The organism is Neorhizobium sp. P1_A6, assembly GCF_056406795.1.
On the sequence record NZ_JBFTZM010000001.1, the window covers coordinates 454517 to 470206 of the forward strand.

19 protein-coding genes are annotated in these 15690 nt (G+C 62.3%); 10 read left to right on the forward strand and 9 right to left on the reverse strand.

Going from position 1 to position 15690, the window contains the following annotated elements; genetic code table 11:
• Positions 1-90: 90 nt before the first annotated feature.
• Both AC1D3C_RS02055 and recX read left to right on the forward strand, forming a co-directional pair.
• Positions 91-813 (forward strand): L,D-transpeptidase, encoded by a 723-nt coding sequence (locus AC1D3C_RS02055; RefSeq protein ID WP_477481685.1) that lies wholly within the window; start codon positions 91-93, stop codon positions 811-813.
• A 123-nt stretch (positions 814-936) separates the two neighbouring features.
• A complete protein-coding gene (recX, locus tag AC1D3C_RS02060; RefSeq protein ID WP_477481686.1) occupies positions 937-1491 on the forward strand; it encodes a recombination regulator RecX in 555 nt (184 codons plus the stop codon).
• Between the two features lie 21 nt (positions 1492-1512).
• Here the strand turns inward: recX and AC1D3C_RS02065 are convergent, their stop codons facing one another.
• From AC1D3C_RS02065 to AC1D3C_RS02090, 6 genes are all read right to left on the reverse strand, one after another.
• The gene (locus AC1D3C_RS02065; protein ID WP_477481687.1) at positions 1513-1980 is read right to left on the reverse strand and encodes a group III truncated hemoglobin; all 468 of its coding nucleotides are present in this window, start codon (positions 1978-1980) and stop codon (positions 1513-1515) included.
• A gap of 140 nt (positions 1981-2120) precedes the next feature.
• Positions 2121-2456, reverse strand: a complete 336-nt coding sequence (locus AC1D3C_RS02070; protein ID WP_040123976.1) for a type II toxin-antitoxin system HicB family antitoxin — start codon at positions 2454-2456, stop codon at positions 2121-2123.
• Complete coding sequence (locus AC1D3C_RS02075) at positions 2453-2707, reverse strand: type II toxin-antitoxin system HicA family toxin (protein WP_040123978.1); 255 nt, start codon at positions 2705-2707, stop codon at positions 2453-2455. Before AC1D3C_RS02075 ends, AC1D3C_RS02070 begins: the two co-directional genes overlap by 4 nt.
• Positions 2708-2794: 87 nt before the next feature.
• The gene (gene pcaF, locus AC1D3C_RS02080; protein ID WP_477481688.1) at positions 2795-4000 is read right to left on the reverse strand and encodes a 3-oxoadipyl-CoA thiolase; all 1206 of its coding nucleotides are present in this window, start codon (positions 3998-4000) and stop codon (positions 2795-2797) included.
• A gap of 10 nt (positions 4001-4010) precedes the next feature.
• Entirely contained in the window at positions 4011-4700 is a 690-nt protein-coding gene (locus AC1D3C_RS02085) for a CoA transferase subunit B (protein WP_477481689.1), read from the reverse strand.
• Positions 4697-5419, reverse strand: a complete 723-nt coding sequence (locus tag AC1D3C_RS02090) for a 3-oxoacid CoA-transferase subunit A (protein WP_477481690.1) — start codon at positions 5417-5419, stop codon at positions 4697-4699. The genes AC1D3C_RS02085 and AC1D3C_RS02090 overlap by 4 nt, the downstream gene beginning before the upstream one ends.
• Positions 5420-5624: 205 nt before the next feature.
• Between AC1D3C_RS02090 and AC1D3C_RS02095 the strand changes: the two genes are divergently transcribed.
• The gene (locus tag AC1D3C_RS02095; protein ID WP_477481691.1) at positions 5625-6380 is read left to right on the forward strand and encodes an IclR family transcriptional regulator; all 756 of its coding nucleotides are present in this window, start codon (positions 5625-5627) and stop codon (positions 6378-6380) included.
• Between the two features lie 84 nt (positions 6381-6464).
• Complete coding sequence (locus AC1D3C_RS02100; protein ID WP_477481692.1) at positions 6465-6713, forward strand: WGR domain-containing protein; 249 nt, start codon at positions 6465-6467, stop codon at positions 6711-6713.
• Positions 6714-6737: 24 nt separating this feature from the next.
• Here the strand turns inward: AC1D3C_RS02100 and AC1D3C_RS02105 are convergent, their stop codons facing one another.
• Entirely contained in the window at positions 6738-7001 is a 264-nt protein-coding gene (locus AC1D3C_RS02105) for a sunset domain-containing protein (protein WP_247138320.1), read from the reverse strand.
• A gap of 237 nt (positions 7002-7238) precedes the next feature.
• Between AC1D3C_RS02105 and AC1D3C_RS02110 the strand changes: the two genes are divergently transcribed.
• The 4 genes from AC1D3C_RS02110 to AC1D3C_RS02125 all read left to right on the forward strand — a co-directional run bounded on the left by AC1D3C_RS02110 (position 7239) and on the right by AC1D3C_RS02125 (position 12415).
• A complete protein-coding gene (locus tag AC1D3C_RS02110) occupies positions 7239-7994 on the forward strand; it encodes a lysostaphin resistance A-like protein (protein WP_477481693.1) in 756 nt (251 codons plus the stop codon).
• A gap of 437 nt (positions 7995-8431) precedes the next feature.
• On the forward strand, positions 8432-9697 hold the full coding sequence (repA, locus tag AC1D3C_RS02115) for a plasmid partitioning protein RepA (protein WP_477481986.1): 1266 nt from the start codon (positions 8432-8434) through the stop codon (positions 9695-9697).
• A 33-nt stretch (positions 9698-9730) separates the two neighbouring features.
• Entirely contained in the window at positions 9731-10801 is a 1071-nt protein-coding gene (gene repB / locus AC1D3C_RS02120; RefSeq protein WP_477481987.1) for a plasmid partitioning protein RepB, read from the forward strand.
• 444 nt (positions 10802-11245) lie between these two features.
• Entirely contained in the window at positions 11246-12415 is a 1170-nt protein-coding gene (locus AC1D3C_RS02125; RefSeq protein ID WP_477481694.1) for an ABC transporter substrate-binding protein, read from the forward strand.
• Positions 12416-12501: 86 nt separating this feature from the next.
• Here the strand turns inward: AC1D3C_RS02125 and AC1D3C_RS02130 are convergent, their stop codons facing one another.
• On the reverse strand, positions 12502-13518 hold the full coding sequence (locus tag AC1D3C_RS02130; RefSeq protein WP_477481695.1) for an NADP-dependent oxidoreductase: 1017 nt from the start codon (positions 13516-13518) through the stop codon (positions 12502-12504).
• A 90-nt stretch (positions 13519-13608) separates the two neighbouring features.
• On the opposite strand from AC1D3C_RS02130, the gene AC1D3C_RS02135 reads away from it, so the two are divergent.
• A complete protein-coding gene (locus AC1D3C_RS02135) occupies positions 13609-14175 on the forward strand; it encodes a TetR/AcrR family transcriptional regulator (protein WP_477481696.1) in 567 nt (188 codons plus the stop codon).
• Positions 14176-14293: 118 nt separating this feature from the next.
• Here AC1D3C_RS02135 and AC1D3C_RS02140 read toward each other — a convergent pair whose 3' ends face one another.
• Positions 14294-14947 (reverse strand): glutathione S-transferase family protein, encoded by a 654-nt coding sequence (locus AC1D3C_RS02140; RefSeq protein ID WP_477481697.1) that lies wholly within the window; start codon positions 14945-14947, stop codon positions 14294-14296.
• Positions 14948-15167: 220 nt separating this feature from the next.
• Here AC1D3C_RS02140 and greA point away from each other — a divergent pair, with 220 nt between their 5' ends.
• Complete coding sequence (gene greA, locus AC1D3C_RS02145) at positions 15168-15650, forward strand: transcription elongation factor GreA (protein WP_477481698.1); 483 nt, start codon at positions 15168-15170, stop codon at positions 15648-15650.
• Positions 15651-15690: the final 40 nt, after the last annotated feature.

The following is a 15690-nucleotide window of genomic DNA, read 5'->3' on the forward strand; positions in this document are numbered from 1 at the left end:
CCGTGATGTGAATGCGTCGCGCCTTGCTGGTCCGGGCTCGAAACCGCTACTAGCTGACATACGTTGATTTTCAGAAAGATCTTTGGGTCCATGACCAGCGAATACCAGATGTCGCGGCGCGCCTTCGTAATTGGCTCCGTCTCGATGGCCGCGACGCTTGCCGGCTGCGCCACCACCACTGAACGGGCTCCGGTTCCGGAAATGGCCCGCCGTCCGATCGAGCCTCCGAGCGAAGCTGAATTGCAGGCCCGATACGCCGCCCTCGAGGACAGCGGCCATCTCCTGCCGGCGATCCCCTACAAGCAGATCGACCCGAAATATTATCGCCAGCGCGTGGTCGATCCGACCGGCGAACTGCCGGGCACCGTGGTCGTCGATACGCCTGGCCGTTTTCTCTACGTGGTGGAGCCCGGCGGCACGGCGATGCGTTACGGCGTCGGCATCGGCAAGGACGGTTTTGCCTGGCAGGGCGAAGGCGTCATCCACTGGCGCCAGCCCTGGCCGCGCTGGAAACCGCCGAACGAGATGGTCGCGCGCCAGCCGAGCCTCAAGAAGTTCTCCATCGAGAACGGCGGCATGGATCCGGGCGTCAAGAACCCGCTCGGTGCGCGGGCGCTCTACATCTTCCAGAACGGCCAGGACACGCTCTACCGGCTGCATGGCTCGCCGGAATGGGCTTCCATCGGCAAGGCTACGTCGTCGGGCTGCGTGCGCCTGGTCAACCAAGACGTCATGGATCTCTATGCGCGGGTGCCCTACCACGCCCGGATCGTCGTGCATCAGGATGTGCTGAAAACGGTGCCCACAGTCTGAAATAGCCCTCCACCGGCCTCACCGGAATGTCCGGTGATGTTGTTTCGCCGGGCCTACCTGGTGTAAGCAGCCCGGCCGCGCTACGCGAAGCGGTCAAGACGGGGCTGGAGGCCTGAACTGGATTTGGACGACGAGACGCAGCAATCCGATGCGCCGACGCCGCGCATGCTGTCATGGGCGCGCAATTCGACGATCTATCGCATAAACCGGCGCATGCACACCGAGAAGCAGCTTTTCGACGCCATAGCGCGCAAGGCGCGCCAGAAATTCGAGGATATCGGCGAGGTCCAGGTCAGGGCGCTGGCCGAATTCGCGGTGAAATTCGCTTATGACAACAAGGCGCTGGATGATGCCGCCTTTGCCGAGATGAGCACTCGCTCGGGCATGCGCGGCGGCAGGTCCAGACGGGCTATCGCCCAGAAACTGTCGCAGAAGGGCGTGGCGAGCAGCACGGTGGCGGCCGCGATTGCCGAGGCGGATGATTTCCGTGCGGCCCTCATCCTGGCCCGCAAACGCGCCTTCGGGCCGTTCCGCAGGGGCGAGCTCGACGAAAAACGCAAGGCGAAAGAGTTTTCTGCCTTCGCCCGGGCGGGTTTCAGCTTCGATATCGGCAAAAAGATCTTTGAGATGTCGCTCGACGAGGCCGAGGAAGCGCTGGATGCGGGCCGCGACCTCTAGGCGCCAGGGCGCCGCCGACCGTCAGGCCTGCTTGAGCGCCGGGTCGTCGAGCGCCGGATTGTAGAAGAGCGACAGCGTCAGGCTTTTTGCGATGCGCTCGGCCGTTGTCATGAACCAGGCTTTCGCCTCGGGGCTCGGAGCCATATCATCCAGTGTCGCGGCAAACAGCTCCAGCCATTTCGGGAAAAGCTCCGCCGTCATGTTGGCGACGCCTGCATGTGCCTGGACCGGCTTTCCGCCATAGGCACCGTTGCGGAAGGCGACGGAGGACCAGAAGCTCTTCATTTTCGCCATATGCTCCGGCCAGCGTCCGGAAAGCCGCGCGTCGAAGACGGGTCCCAGTTCCGGATGCGCCAGTATGCGGGCGTAAAAGGTATCGACCAGCTTGCCGATGAAGGCGTCGTCGATGCCTATCGCCTTCATCTGCGCTTCTGCGCGGTCACGGATGGCCGCGACATGCGCCGCGCGCCCCTGCAATTCGTCACTCATCTCAAAACCTTGGGTTCCGCCGCATCTGCGGCCCGTCTCATATAGGCCCTGCGGATGCCGGACCCAAGCCCTGACGCCCGGTTGCGACGATGTGTCAGGTGAAAATGGGCGGCAATGTCAAACTTGCGCGAGCGGTGCCACTACGACCGTGCTGCGGTCGCGATTGTCTCGGCAAGCCATTCGTTGAGGCTTTGATCGTTGGCGGTAGCGGCGATGACGGCCGCTTCATGGGTGCGCGGATCGAGCCGGACGTTAAATCGCCCCGAAAACGAGCGAAAAGGCTCAATCCCCTTTTCCTTGCAGATTTCAAGGAAGGTCTGGAGCGACTTTTGACCCTCCGACATCAGGCCATCGAGACTGTCGGAGTAGAAGTCGGCGCCGCCATTCAGGCCGAGGAACTCCCCGCGAAACATGCCGATCTCCGGATCAAGTGAGACAACCGCTTTATGGCCTTCGATTTCGATGACGTTCCTCATGGTTTCACTCCATGGCTTTCGAGCCATTTTCGAATGCTGGCGACCGCGCCTTTGTCCGTATCGGGCGATGGATGTGGGCGATGAAATACCCTGACCTCGCCGAACAGCACCACGCCGATCCGGGATCCCTCCCGCTCGGTCACGTCCGCACCAAGCGCTACGAACATGGCCTCGATATCCACCCATCGGATCGAACCGCTCGCGGGCCTTGCATAGATCAGCTCAAGCGTGGCGCGATGGCGTTTCTTCATGCTGAATGGTACCACTGTATAGTACCAAAATAAAGAGGCCGGCAACAATGCCAGCCGCGATTCATGACAGAGGGTGAGAAACGGATGCTACACGCGCTCCAACGCCACCGCGATCCCCTGCCCGACGCCGATGCACATCGTCGCAAGCGCATATTTGCCCTTGCGCAGCGACAGTTCGAGCGCTGCGGTGCCGGAAATGCGGGCGCCCGACATGCCGAGCGGGTGGCCAAGCGCGATCGCGCCGCCGTTCGGGTTGATATATTCGGCGTCTTCCGGGAGGCCAAGTTCGCGCAGGACCGCGATGCCCTGGCTCGCAAAGGCTTCGTTGAGCTCGATGACGTCGAAATCCTTCGGCGAGATGCCGAGACGGGCGCAGAGCTTCTGGGTGGCTGGAGCCGGGCCGATGCCCATGATGCGCGGCGGAACGCCGGCGGTAGCGCCGCCCATGATACGGGCGATCGGGGTCAAGCCGTATTTCTTCGCCGCCGCTTCCGATGCGATGATCAGGGCCGCGGCGCCGTCGTTGACTCCGGAGGCGTTGCCGGCGGTCACCGTCGCGCCCTCGATCTTGTTCAGCACCCTGAGCTTGGCGAGCGCCTCCATGTTGGTTGCGCGGGGATGTTCGTCCTTCGCAACGATCACCGGATCGCCCTTCCGCTGCGGGATGGTCACCGAGGTGATTTCCTTGGCGAGACGGCCGTTCTCCTGAGCTGCCGAGGCCTTTGCCTGGCTGCGGACTGCAAACGCGTCCTGGTCCTCGCGGGAAACCTTGTAGTCGATCGCCACGTTGTCGCCGGTTTCCGGCATGGAATCGACGCCATACTGCTTCTTCATCAGCGGGTTGACGAAACGCCAGCCGATCGTGGTGTCGTAGATCTCGGCATTGCGCGAGAACGCGGTATCGGCCTTCGGCATCACGAAGGGCGCTCTGGACATGCTTTCGACGCCGCCGGCGATCATCAGTTCGGCCTCGCCGACCTTGATGGCGCGGGCAGCGGTGATGACCGCATCCATGCCCGAACCGCAGAGGCGGTTCATGGTGGTGCCGCCGAGCGAGACCGGCAGGCCGGCAAGCAGCGCCGACATGCGCGCGACGTTACGGTTGTCCTCGCCGGCCTGGTTGGCGCAGCCGTAGATGACATCGGCAACCGCTTCCCAATCGATGGACGCGTTACGTTCCATCAACGCTTTCAAGGGGATGGCGCCAAGGTCGTCGGCGCGGACGGCGGAGAGCGAGCCGCCGAAACGGCCGATCGGAGTGCGGATATAATCGCAGATATAGGCTTCGGTCATGATCTTCCTCTCACAGTTTCGGCACGACGAGATCGGCGACCGGTCCATCGATATGGAGGCGGGCTCCGGTCATGGCCTGCAGTTCCTCGACTGTCATGCCGGCCAGCTTTTCGCGCAGGACGAAATGCTTCTCGACGATGTCGACGACGGCATGGCTCGTATAGACCCGAGTGATACAGGCAACGCCGGTCAGCGGAAAGGTACAAGCTTCAACTAATTTCGGATCGCCGTTCTTGGTGACGTGTTCGGTGATGACGCAGACCTGCTTGGCGCCGTGCACGAGGTCCATGGCGCCGCCGACGGCCGGCACGCCCTTGGAGCCGACCCGCCAGTTGGCGAGGTCTCCATTCTGGGCCACCTGCAGCGCGCCCAATATGGCGACGTCGAGATGGCCGCCGCGGACCATGGCAAAGCTGTCGGCATGGTGGAAGAAGGCGGCGCCCGGCTTCAGCGTCACGGCCTTCTTGCCGGCGTTGATCAGGTCCCAGTCCTCCTCGCCTTCGGCAGGCGCTTCGCCGAAGTTGAGGATGCCGTTTTCGGTGTGGAAGATCGCCTCGCGGCCGGGCGGCTGGTAGCGGGCGACCATTTCCGGAAAACCGATGCCGAGGTTCACATAGGCGCCGTCCTTTATGTCCTGGGCGGCGCGCCAGGCGATCTGGGCGTTGGAAAGCTTGATGTCTTCGCGTGTATCGACGGTCATGCCTGGGCTCCTGGGGCGTAGGCCACTCCGGCTCGGATGAGCTCTTCTTCCTGCTGCGGGTTGGCAACCTCGACGACGCGGTCGATGAAGATGCCGGGCGTCACGACGTGCTCGGGATCGATGCCGCCTGGGGGCACGATCTTCGAGACCTGCACGATCGTCTTGGCGGCGGCCATGCACATCAGCGGGTTAAAGTTGCGGCCGGCCTTGTTATAGGTGAGGTTGCCCAGTGGATCGCCGAGCTGCGCCTTGACGATGGCGAAATCCGCCTTCAGCCAGCGTTCCTGGACATAGTGGCGGCCGTCGAACTCGGCGATCGCCTTGCCGTTGGCAAGTTCGGTGCCGTAGGCGGTCGGCGTATAGAAGGCCGGGATGCCGGCGCCGCCGGCGCGGATGCGCTCGGCAAGCGTGCCCTGGGGCACCAGTTCGAGTTCGATCTGGCCCGCGAGATAACGGTCGGTGAAGGCGCGCGGATCCGAGGATTTCGGAAACGAGCAGATCATCTTCCTGACCATGCCCGCGTCGATCATCGCGGCAATGCCGATGCGGCCGTTGCCGGCATTGTTGTTGATGACGGTCACGTCCTTGATACCCTTGTCGATCAGGGCGTGGATCAGCTCGATCGGCGCGCCCGATCCGCCAAAACCGCCGATCATGATGGTCGCGCCATCACCGATCTCGGAGACGGCTTCCGCCGTGCTCCCGATTGTCTTGTCCATACGGGATATCTCCTTCGCTATACCCGGCGAACGTGCCCGCCGTGCCTCCGGGAAAACAGATAGATCAGCACGGCAGGGACAGCAAGAAATATGTGCGGTAATTGACCTTTGTTCATATATCGCACATATTGTGCGAACTGGCGATGCGGAGCGTGCACATCCTCATGGCCTCACATTGCATCGACACCGGGCACAGGGAGAAACCATGCAGGAAACGGATTTCGTCAGCGGATTCGCGCGAGGCCTGAAGGTCATCGAGGCTTTTGGCGAGACGACGCCGCGGCTGGCGATCGCCGATGTGGCGAAGGCGACCGGGCTCGATCGGGCGACGGCCCGCCGCTGCCTGCTCACCTTGGCCGAACTCGGTTATGCCGATTATGACGGAAAATTCTTCGTGCTGACGCCGAAGATCTTGCGGCTCGGCCATGCCTATCTCTCCGCCACCCCCCTGCCCCACATCGTCCAGCCTTTTCTCGACAAGCTCGCCGAGGAGGTTCACCAGAGCGCGTCCGCAAGCGTGCTCGACGGCACCGAGGTCGTTTATATCGCCCGCGCCTCGCAGAAGCGGGTGATGTCGATCAACCTGATGCCCGGCAGCCGCCTCCCCGCCTATTGCGCCTCGATGGGCCGCGTCCTGCTGGCGGCGATGCCCGATAGCGAGAGCCTGGCGCTCCTGAAACAGAGCAACCTGAAATCCTTCACGCCCCGAACGCTCACCGACCCCATCCGGCTGATGGAGGAGCTTGCCCGCGTCCGCGAGCAGGGTTTTGCCGTCATCGACCAGGAACTCGAACTCGGCCTCTGTTCGATTGCGGTGCCGCTGGAAAACGACCGCGGCCGGGTGGTCGCGGCAATCAATATCGGCGCGCCGGCAGCAAGCGTCCCCGCCGCCGAAATGGCGGACCAGTATCTGGAGCCGCTGAAGGGCGTTGCAAGGCTCCTGAAATCGCTGCTGCGCTGAACCATCAGCGCCCTGAATCGATGAGGCCGGATCGATTCAATCATGTCGTTGGACGGCAGAATCCGGACTTGCGATTCTGCCGGCATGACCAGCGGACCGCTTCTCCTCACCCGCCGCGACCCCGCCCGGAACATGGCCCGCTTCTACGTGCTTACCGTCGAACCCGATCTTTTCGAGGGAGCGGCGCTCACCCGCAACTGGGGGCGTATCGGTACCAAGGGCCGTTTCCGCATCGATCTGTTCGGCTCGCGGCAGGAGGCGGAACGCCGGCTGGTCGCGCTTGTCCGCAGCAAGGTGAAGCGCGGTTATCGGCAGCCGGCGGAGCCAGGTTGACAGCTGTCAACTCGAGTCCACCCTTTAGCGGGTAGCCTTGCGCCAGCCCGCTGACAGTGCCTCATCTTCGCTGCAGAACCATCGCTCTCCGTATTGCCTGCTAATAATAGTGGCGTTGTAATCCAGCTGTCCGGGAACATGAAAGATTCGTTCCCGGGAGTTGATGGAGACATTACCTTTGATGTTGCAGGCGGGGTCGTACCACTCGCGGGGTGCAATTGCGTAGCCGCCAGTCGTGGTGAAAGCGGCGAGTGAGGCGGCGACTACCAGAAGCGGAAATTTGCTCATGGCCGAATATAGCGGCCCGGTTCTTATATCCTCTTTCCCTGGTCGCTCGAGTTTTAGCAATTGAGGGCTGAGACGTGACATTGCATCTCGACAGACGTCCTCGGGCAACCGGCAGGTTGACAGCTGTCAACTCGCCTCCGCATGATCCTTGGGGATGGCGGGTGAGCCTCTATGGCCGTTGCCGGCGATTGATGGTCTAACCGAAGCGTCAGGGGACGCCTGCCCTGGGGAGGGATCATGAAGCGCATAACCGGTAACCGTTTGAGGCTGTCGCTTTTGATCCTGTTCGGCTGGGCGCTGATCGGGTGGCTTGCAGGTGCGCTTCTGGCGCTTGTCGGTGAGCCTTCCTTCGATCTCGGCGGCATTTCCATTCCGAAGGCATTGCTCTACGCCGTCATTTTCCTGATCGGCATGTCGGCTCTGTTCGACAGCCGGGAAGTCGGCCTTACCGCGCCGATTTCCGGGCGTTCGCTGCTGCTGGTATGGCTGCCCGGTCTTTATGCCGTCTGCTTCCTGCTGCTGGCGGCCTGGTCCGGCCTTCCCTCGATCGCGCTGGCATCCTCGCTGCTTGTCTCGACGACGCTTGGAGCGGCCTCGCAGGAACTGATGTTCCGGGGCATCCTGTTTGCGGGATTGCGATCCCGCTATTCGGCCCTCAAGACGACGTGGATATCGAGCATTTTCGCCGGCATCGCCTGGTTCCCCGTCTGGATCTGGTACGGCGCCTGGGAACAAGGGGCTGCCGATACGATCCTCGGCTTCCTGCTGAGCATTCTGTTCTCGGCAATCCGCGTCAGAACCGGCTCGCTTTATCCCGGCATCCTGCTGCATGCGGTTTGGAGCTATTGCCTCACGCTGCTGAGGTTGAGCGGGGAGGGCGTGTTCTGGAGCCAACTGCTCTTCATCGCCCTCGTCATTCCCCTTCCGATCTATGGGCTGTTCCTGCTGCGGAAGAAGGCTCTTGCGGCCATGCCGGATGTCGCAGCTGGTTGACGAACGGCCGCAAGATATCCGAAGGCGATCGGCAGTTGACAGCTGTCAACTTGATGATGGGTTGAGAATAATCACTGATGTTATTGCCCTGAATTTGAGAGCACGAGCGATGAAATAGTTTCGTCCCCGCCCGTTTCCGGCAGGTTATGCTTGCACCCAGCAAATGCCGGGGAAAACGACGGATGACCACGCTTAATGTCTTGTTAACCAAAAAATCCTTGACGCGAATCGCCGTGTCGCCCACGTTGGTAACGGCGGGAGGCGAAGAATTTCCGTTTAAGCGTAACCGGGCGCTCAGCCTGTTAATTCGGTCGCCTACCGTAGAAATCGGCAAAAGAATCGATGCCCGGTCAACCCGGCTTCACATCGGAGGCCTATCCTGTCTCCGGTGGTCCAAAAAGGAGCAGGGCATGGTCGGCACGAATGAGGAAGAACCCATGGCGGTATCGGCGAAAAAATCGGGCGCTCTCAGCGCGGACGTCGCGGCCAAGCCGCGGATGCTCGCCGACGAGGCGATCGCCAGGGATGCGCGGGCGCTGTCCGAGCAGCTGAAGGCGATGCGCGAGCGGCTTTTCCCGCCGGCCTCGATGAAAACGCTGAGAGCCTTTTCCTCCGGCGAGGCCGCCAAGCTGATCGGCGTCTCCGATGGTTACCTGCGCCAGCTGTCTTTGGCAGGGGAGGGCCCCCAGCCGGAAACCGGTGCCGGCGGGCGGCGCTTCTATTCGCTCGCCGACATCAATGCGCTCCGCCACTACCTCGCCGACCAGGCGCTCGCCAAAGGCAACCATGCCAAGGCGCGTTCCTATCTGCCGCATCGCGACAGCGCCCGCGGCGAACATCTGCAGGTCATCTCGGTCACCAATTTCAAGGGCGGTTCCGGCAAGACCACGTCCGCCGTGCATCTGGCGCAATATCTCGGCCTGACCGGCCACCGGGTGCTGGCGATCGATCTCGATCCGCAGGCTTCGCTCTCTGCACTGTTCGGTTATCAGCCGGAGCTGGATCTCACCGGCAACGACACGCTTTACGGCGCAATTCGCTACGATGCCGAGCAGCGTCCGCTCTCGGACATCATCCGCGGCACCTACTTTCCGGGCGCCGATATCATCCCCGGCAATATCGAGCTGCAGGAATTCGAGCATGTGACGCCGCAGGCGCTGGCACGCCGGCAGGAAGGCCAGGACGCCGGGCCGCTGTTCTTCGCTCGCATCCAGGCGGCCATCCAGACGGTCGAGGCCGATTACGACGTGGTGGTGATCGACTGCCCACCGCAGCTCGGTTACCTGACGCTGTCGGCGCTCTGCGCCTCCACCTCGGTCGTCGTCACCGTGCATCCGCAGATGCTCGACGTCGCGTCGATGAACCAGTTCCTGTTCATGACCTCCGACCTTCTGTCGGTGGTGCGCGAGGCGGGCGGCACCCTGAATTTCGATTTCCTGCGCTATCTCGTCACCCGCTTTGAACCGAACGACGGGCCGCAGGCGCAGATTGTCGGTTTCATGCGCTCGCTGTTCGGCGAGCGGGTGCTGACCGCGCCGATGCTGAAATCGACAGCGGTATCGGATGCCGGCCTCACCAAGCAGACGCTTTACGAGGTCGGCCGCGAGAACTTCACTCGCACCACTTATGACCGGGCCGTCGAAGCAATGAATGCCGTCAACGGCGAAGTCGAGGCGCTGATCCACTCCGCCTGGGGATGGTGAGGCGCAAGCAGGACATCAAGAGAGGCGATGACGATGGCTGGAAGCCGCAAGAACGAGTTGAGGGCGCTGTTTGCGGGAGGACTTGCACCGAGCGAGCCGGCCCGTGCGCCTGAAACCAAATCCATGCCCGAAGCCGAAACCGGCCCGGTTGCGGCGGGGGAGGGGGCGCCGCCGCCCCGCAGCGCATCCGGGGCCGTCAAGGCGATGGGCCTGTCGCTTGGCACCATGACCCGCGATGCGGATGAGGCGCGGGCGCTGCGCCAGGCGCTCAGTGACGGCGAACGCGTCGTCACCGTCCATCCCGACAAGATCGATTCCTCCTTCATCGAGGACCGGCTGCGGCTCGACGATCGCGACGACGAGGATTTCGCAGCCCTGATCGACAGTATCCGCGAGAGCGGTCAGCAGGTGCCGGTGCTGCTGCGCCCGCATCCGGACAAAAGCGGCCGTTACCAGACCGCCTACGGCCACCGCCGCGTGCGCGCCGCCGCCCGCCTGGGGATCGAGGTCAAGGCGATCGTCCGGCCGCTGTCCGACGACGAGCTGGTGCTGGCGCAGGGCAAGGAAAATGCCGAACGCCGCAACCTCACCTTCATCGAGCGCGGATTGTTTGCCAAAAACCTCGCAAGCCGCGGTTTCGACCGCAAAGTGATCGGCGATGCGCTCGCGGTGCAGAAGAGCGAATTGTCGCGCCTGATGCAGGTGGTGGACGGCATTCCGGAAAATTTCATCCGCATTATCGGTCCGGCACCGAAGGCCGGCCGTGACCGGTGGATGAAGCTCGGCGAAATGCTGCAATCGGGCGCTGCCCAGAACGCCGCCCACGACGAGATCCATTTCCAGCGGTTCCAGGCGGCCGGCAGCGATCAGCGCTTCCAGTTCCTCTTCGACCGGCTGTTGCGCCGGATCAAACCGGAGGCGCCGAAGCCGAAAGAGCTCAAGGACAGCAGCGGCAAGGTTTTCGCGCGCATCCGGCGCGACGGCAAGGTTCGGCGCATCGAGTTTTCGCCGGATGTCGATGCCGCATTCATCGACGAGGCGGCGGCCCTGCTGGCTGAACGTTACGAGCGGTTTGTCGCGGATCGGTCAGCCGACAAGGCCTGACGTCTCGTCACGCTAAAGGCTAATATTGACAGGCAATGTATACAGACCTATTGCTAGTATAAGGGTATGGAGGGAAACAGGGCTGGCCGGCGACTTTCCTGGCCGAGTGGGGAATTCCGTTTTTCATGCGGGTTTTCTTCAGGCGCGCAAATTTTGATCGGCGCCGATCGATTTGAGGAGCCGTTTTCCGCGAGAAACGCTGTTAAAGGCGAAATTGTATACATGAATCCGTAAAGTAGCCCTGGAATGCGGCTGGAATGTCTGGCCGGGTTGTCCGGTTAACGAAAACGGAAGCGAGTGGGATTTGAGGCTATCGTCACCCGTTGACTGTTGGTTCCAATGTCCCCGATATATCCCACAGGCTGTGATGGGCTGGGGGCCGCAAGGAGGACGCGGCCTGTCACGAGGAGCTTTGAGAACAGGTCGTCTAGAGGAGGAAAGAGAATGATTACCAGAAGAACATTGATGGCTGCGGCAGGTCTCGCCATGGGCGGTCTCGTTGCCATTCCGGCATCCGCGCAGGAAACGGTCAAGATCGGCCTCATCCTGCCGATGACCGGCCCGTTCGCATCCACCGGCCGCCAGGTCGAAGCGGGCGTCAAGGCCTATATGGCGCTGAATGGCGATACGGTCGCCGGCAAGAAGATCGAGGTCGTGCTGCGCGACGACGGCGGTGTTGCCGACCAGACCCGCCGCATCGCCCAGGAACTCGTCGTCAATGACGGCGCCAAGATGCTGATGGGCTTTGGCCTGACGCCGCTTGCCATGTCGGTTGCGCCGGTTCTCAACCAGGCGAAGATCCCGGCGATCATCACCTCGGCAACGACCTCGGCGATCATGCCGCAGTCGCAATATTACGTCCGCACCTCGATGGGCGGCCCGCAGTCCGCCGTTCCGGTCGCCACCTGGGCGGTGCAGAACAACCTGAAGAAGGTCGTGACGCTGGTCTCCGATTACGGTCCGGGGATCGATATCGAGCAGGGCTTCACCAACCAGTTCAAGAAGGAAGGCGGCACGATCGTCGAGGCGATCCGCGTTCCGCTGGCGAACCCGGATTTCGCCCCCTTCCTGCAGCGCGTCCGTGACGCCAAGCCCGACGCGGTGTTTGCCTTCGTGCCGGCCGGCATCGGTGCGCAGTTCATGAAGCAATATGTCGACCGCGGTCTGGCCGATGCCGGCATCAAGCTGATCGCCACCGGCGACGTCACCGACGACGACCTGCTGAACGGCATGGGTCCGGCCGCCAAGGGCGTGATCACCGGCCATTTCTACTCGACCCTGCACGACAGCCCGGAAAACAAGGCTTTCGTCGCCCAGGTGAAGAAGGCCAGCAACAACATGCGCCCGAACTTCATGGGCGTCGGCGGGTATGACGCCATGACGCTCGCCTATATGGCGCTGAAGAAGACCAATGGCGATACCGACGGCACCAAGCTGATCGAAGCCATGAAGGGTGCCACCTGGGTAAGCCCGCGCGGCCCGATCACCATCGATCCGGCCACCCGCGACATCGTCCAGGACATCTACATGCGCGAAGTCAAGGAAGTGAACGGCGAACTCTACAACGTCGAGTTCGCGACCTTCCCGAAGATCAAGGACCCGAACGCCAAGTAAGGCGGATTGATCTCACTCAGACAGGAATGGCGGGCTTCGGCCCGCCATTTTCGTTTGGAATAGGGGATGCGTTTACGGTTTCGTAGTCACGCGCCGACCGTGAGCACGATCTTACCCTGGATATGCCCCCTGGCGGCTCGTTCATGGGCCTTGCGGGTGTCGGCGAGCGGATAGGTGCTATCGAGGACGACGCGGATCGTCCCGTCATCGAGCAAGCGCGCGATTTCTGTCAGTTGGGCTCCGCTCGAACGGACCTGGGTGGCCGAGACCATGACGCCGAGCTTTTCGGCCTCCTCGGCATCGGAAAAGCCTAATGGGTAGACCGGGAACAACGCACCGCCGCGCTTCAGTGTGCGCAGGAAACGGCCGGTGGTCGGCCCGCCGAGGGCGTCGACGACAAGATCAATGTCATGCGCAACCTCTTCGGGCGGCGTTTTTGTGTAATCGATGAATTCGTCGGCCCCGAGTTCCCGTAACAGCGCCTCATGCTTGCCGGATGCCACGGCGATGACATGCGCACCTTTCAATTTCGCGATCTGCACCGCGAAGTGCCCGACGCCCCCTGCCGCGCCGTTGACGAGGACGGTCTTGTCTTCGAGCGGCACCGGCTGATGTTTATGTGGCTGAAGCGGGTTCGGTTCATCGTGCCCCAGCGAGATCATGAACTGCCACGCTGTCAGCAGCGACATCGGCGCTCCGGCGGCATGCGCATGATCGATGCCGGCGGGCTTGAGCGCAAGTTCCGACGCCGGCACGCTGACATATTCGGCATAGGCCCTGCTTTCCCCGACGCTGAAAAAGCGGACCATGGAGTAGACGTCGTCTCCGACGGAAAAACCCCTAACGTCATCAGCCACCGCCTCGACAACGCCGGACACATCCGTGCCGAGGATGATCGGGAAGGGCACCTGCGGCCGCCATTCCGGAGGAAGCGCCTTGTAGCCATCGCGCAGATACCAGTCGGGAGGGTTGATCCCAATGGCATGGACGCGAACGAGGACTTCCCCCGGCTTCAATTCCGGCTTCGGCGCATCCTCATAGCGCAGCACTTCAGGGCCGCCGTATTCGTGAATCCGGATGGCTTTCATTGTTTCGGTCGACATCGCTTTCTCCGTCGCGGCAGGTGTGCTAACTAATGCGGAGCACTGTTCCACTTTATATCCGGAGCACTGTTCCGATTGTCAAGGGGTACGATGCGAGCCGACGCCAAAAAGAACTACGACCAGCTACTCGCCGTCGCTCGTCGCGTTGTCACCGAACAGGGCGCCGACGCGTCGTTGCGCGACGTTGCTCGCAAGGCGGGCGTAGGGCTTGGCACGCTTTATCGCCACTTCCCGACCCGGGAAGCGCTGCTTGAGGCCTTGCTTCGCACGAAGTTCGACGAGGCGGCGCAAAGGGCGAGTGAGCTTGAAATGTGGGACAATGCCGGAAACGCCCTCGTGACATGGCTGCGAGAGGCCATCGCGATGACCCACACCTATAGCGGCGCCATTGCGCCGATGGTTGCGGCAATCGCTGATGAAGGCTCCGCGCTCCATGCCTCATGCGTCAGCTTGCGCGCAGCCGGCACGCGGCTTCTTGTCCGTGCCCAGGCGGAAGGCGTGGCGAGAGGCGACATGGATGGCAACGACCTGTTCGCATTGATCAGCGCCCTGGCGTGGCTCGCCGACCAGCCTCCGCTTGTGCCGCGCGCGGATCATCTTTTCGACGTTATATCGAGCGCGATCCTGACGGATCGACAAGAGCCCGCTATTCCTTGAGAGCGAATACCCCATCGGGACGCGTGAGCGTCACGATGCGCGCGCCAGCGACTAGGCCGAGACCGGGTCTCGTGGGACGCCGGCGATTGGTGCTTGCGACCCCAAAGCAGCCCATTTGTCAGACGGCCGATGCCGCTTTGAACACCGCAAGCTGAGCGTCGAAAGCGCGCTTGTAGGCGGGCCGTGCTTCCGCGCGGGCAGTGTAGGCGGAGAGGTTTGGGTAGTCGTCCAGCATATCCGACGATGCTTTCAACCTGAGCAGCACCGTCACCATCAGCAGGTCGCCGGCGCTGAACGCACCATCAAGCCAGTCGGCGTCGCCAAGGTGGCGGGAAAGGTCGACCAGCCGGTTGCGGATGGTGCCGTCGAGGGCGCGCAGACGCTGTTCGTACCAAGGCTCGTCGCGCTCGAGGATCCGGACGAGGCTGCGGTCGAAGATCGGCGGCTCAACCGTGTTGAGCGCGGCAAACATCCATGCGATCGCCTTCGCCCGGGCATTCGCGTCTTCCGGCAGCAGGCCGCCGTGGCGTTCGGCGATATGGAACACGATCGCCCCGGATTCGAACAGGACAAGATCGCCTTCCTCATAGGTCGGAATCTGCCCGAAAGGCTGAAGCGCCAGATGCGCGGGTTCCTTCATCGCCTTGAACGACAGAAGACGAACGTCGTAAGGCTGGGCCGCTTCTTCGAGCGCCCAGCGAACGCGCATGTCGCGCGCCAGCCCTTTGCCGCGATCGGGCGATTGTTCAAAGGCCGTAATGGTAATGGTCATTGGTGCTCTCCGTAGCGTGTCTGTCTTGAAGACGGTCGGCTAAACGGGATTCCGACACCCTTTGCCCAAGATAATCCTTGCAGTCGGTCCACATCAGATCCGCAGAACATGGATCGAGTTTGGCGGTTCGTCCATTGTCGTCGTATGCATGGTTCTGACAAAGAGGTAGGTGACCGCCCAGGTACCGCAGGAGGCCCTGCAAGCAGACGGAGTTTTAAGATTGAGCGTTGCCTTCACCAAGGAAGAGAGTTCCGAAACCGCTTCGGAAACCCTGCTGCCGGATCGTCCGATTTCGCCGCATCCGAACCTTGTGACGGAAGCGGGGCTGAAGGCGCTGGAACTGCAGCTCGCGCAGGCGCGCGAGGCCTATCGCGCGGCGAGCGCGATCGAGGATGTCAATGAACGGCGGCGCCAGCAGGCAAATCCGTTGCGCGACGCGCGCTATCTTGCAGCGAGAGTTCACACGGCACAGCTCGTCCTGGATCCGACCTCATCCGACAACGTTGCCTTTGGCAGCACCGTGACCTTCAGCCGCGACGATGGGCGCGTCCAGACCTATCGGATCGTCGGAGAGGATGAAGCGGACCCCAAGGCCGGATCGATTTCCTTCGTTTCGCCGGTCGCAAGGCTGCTGATGGGCAAGACTGTCGGAGATGTCGTCGAGGCCGGCGGTCAGGAGCTGGAGATCCTTGCAATCTCCTGAAATGCTCATATAGCCGCTGTATACGTGTTCAAACGGGCGA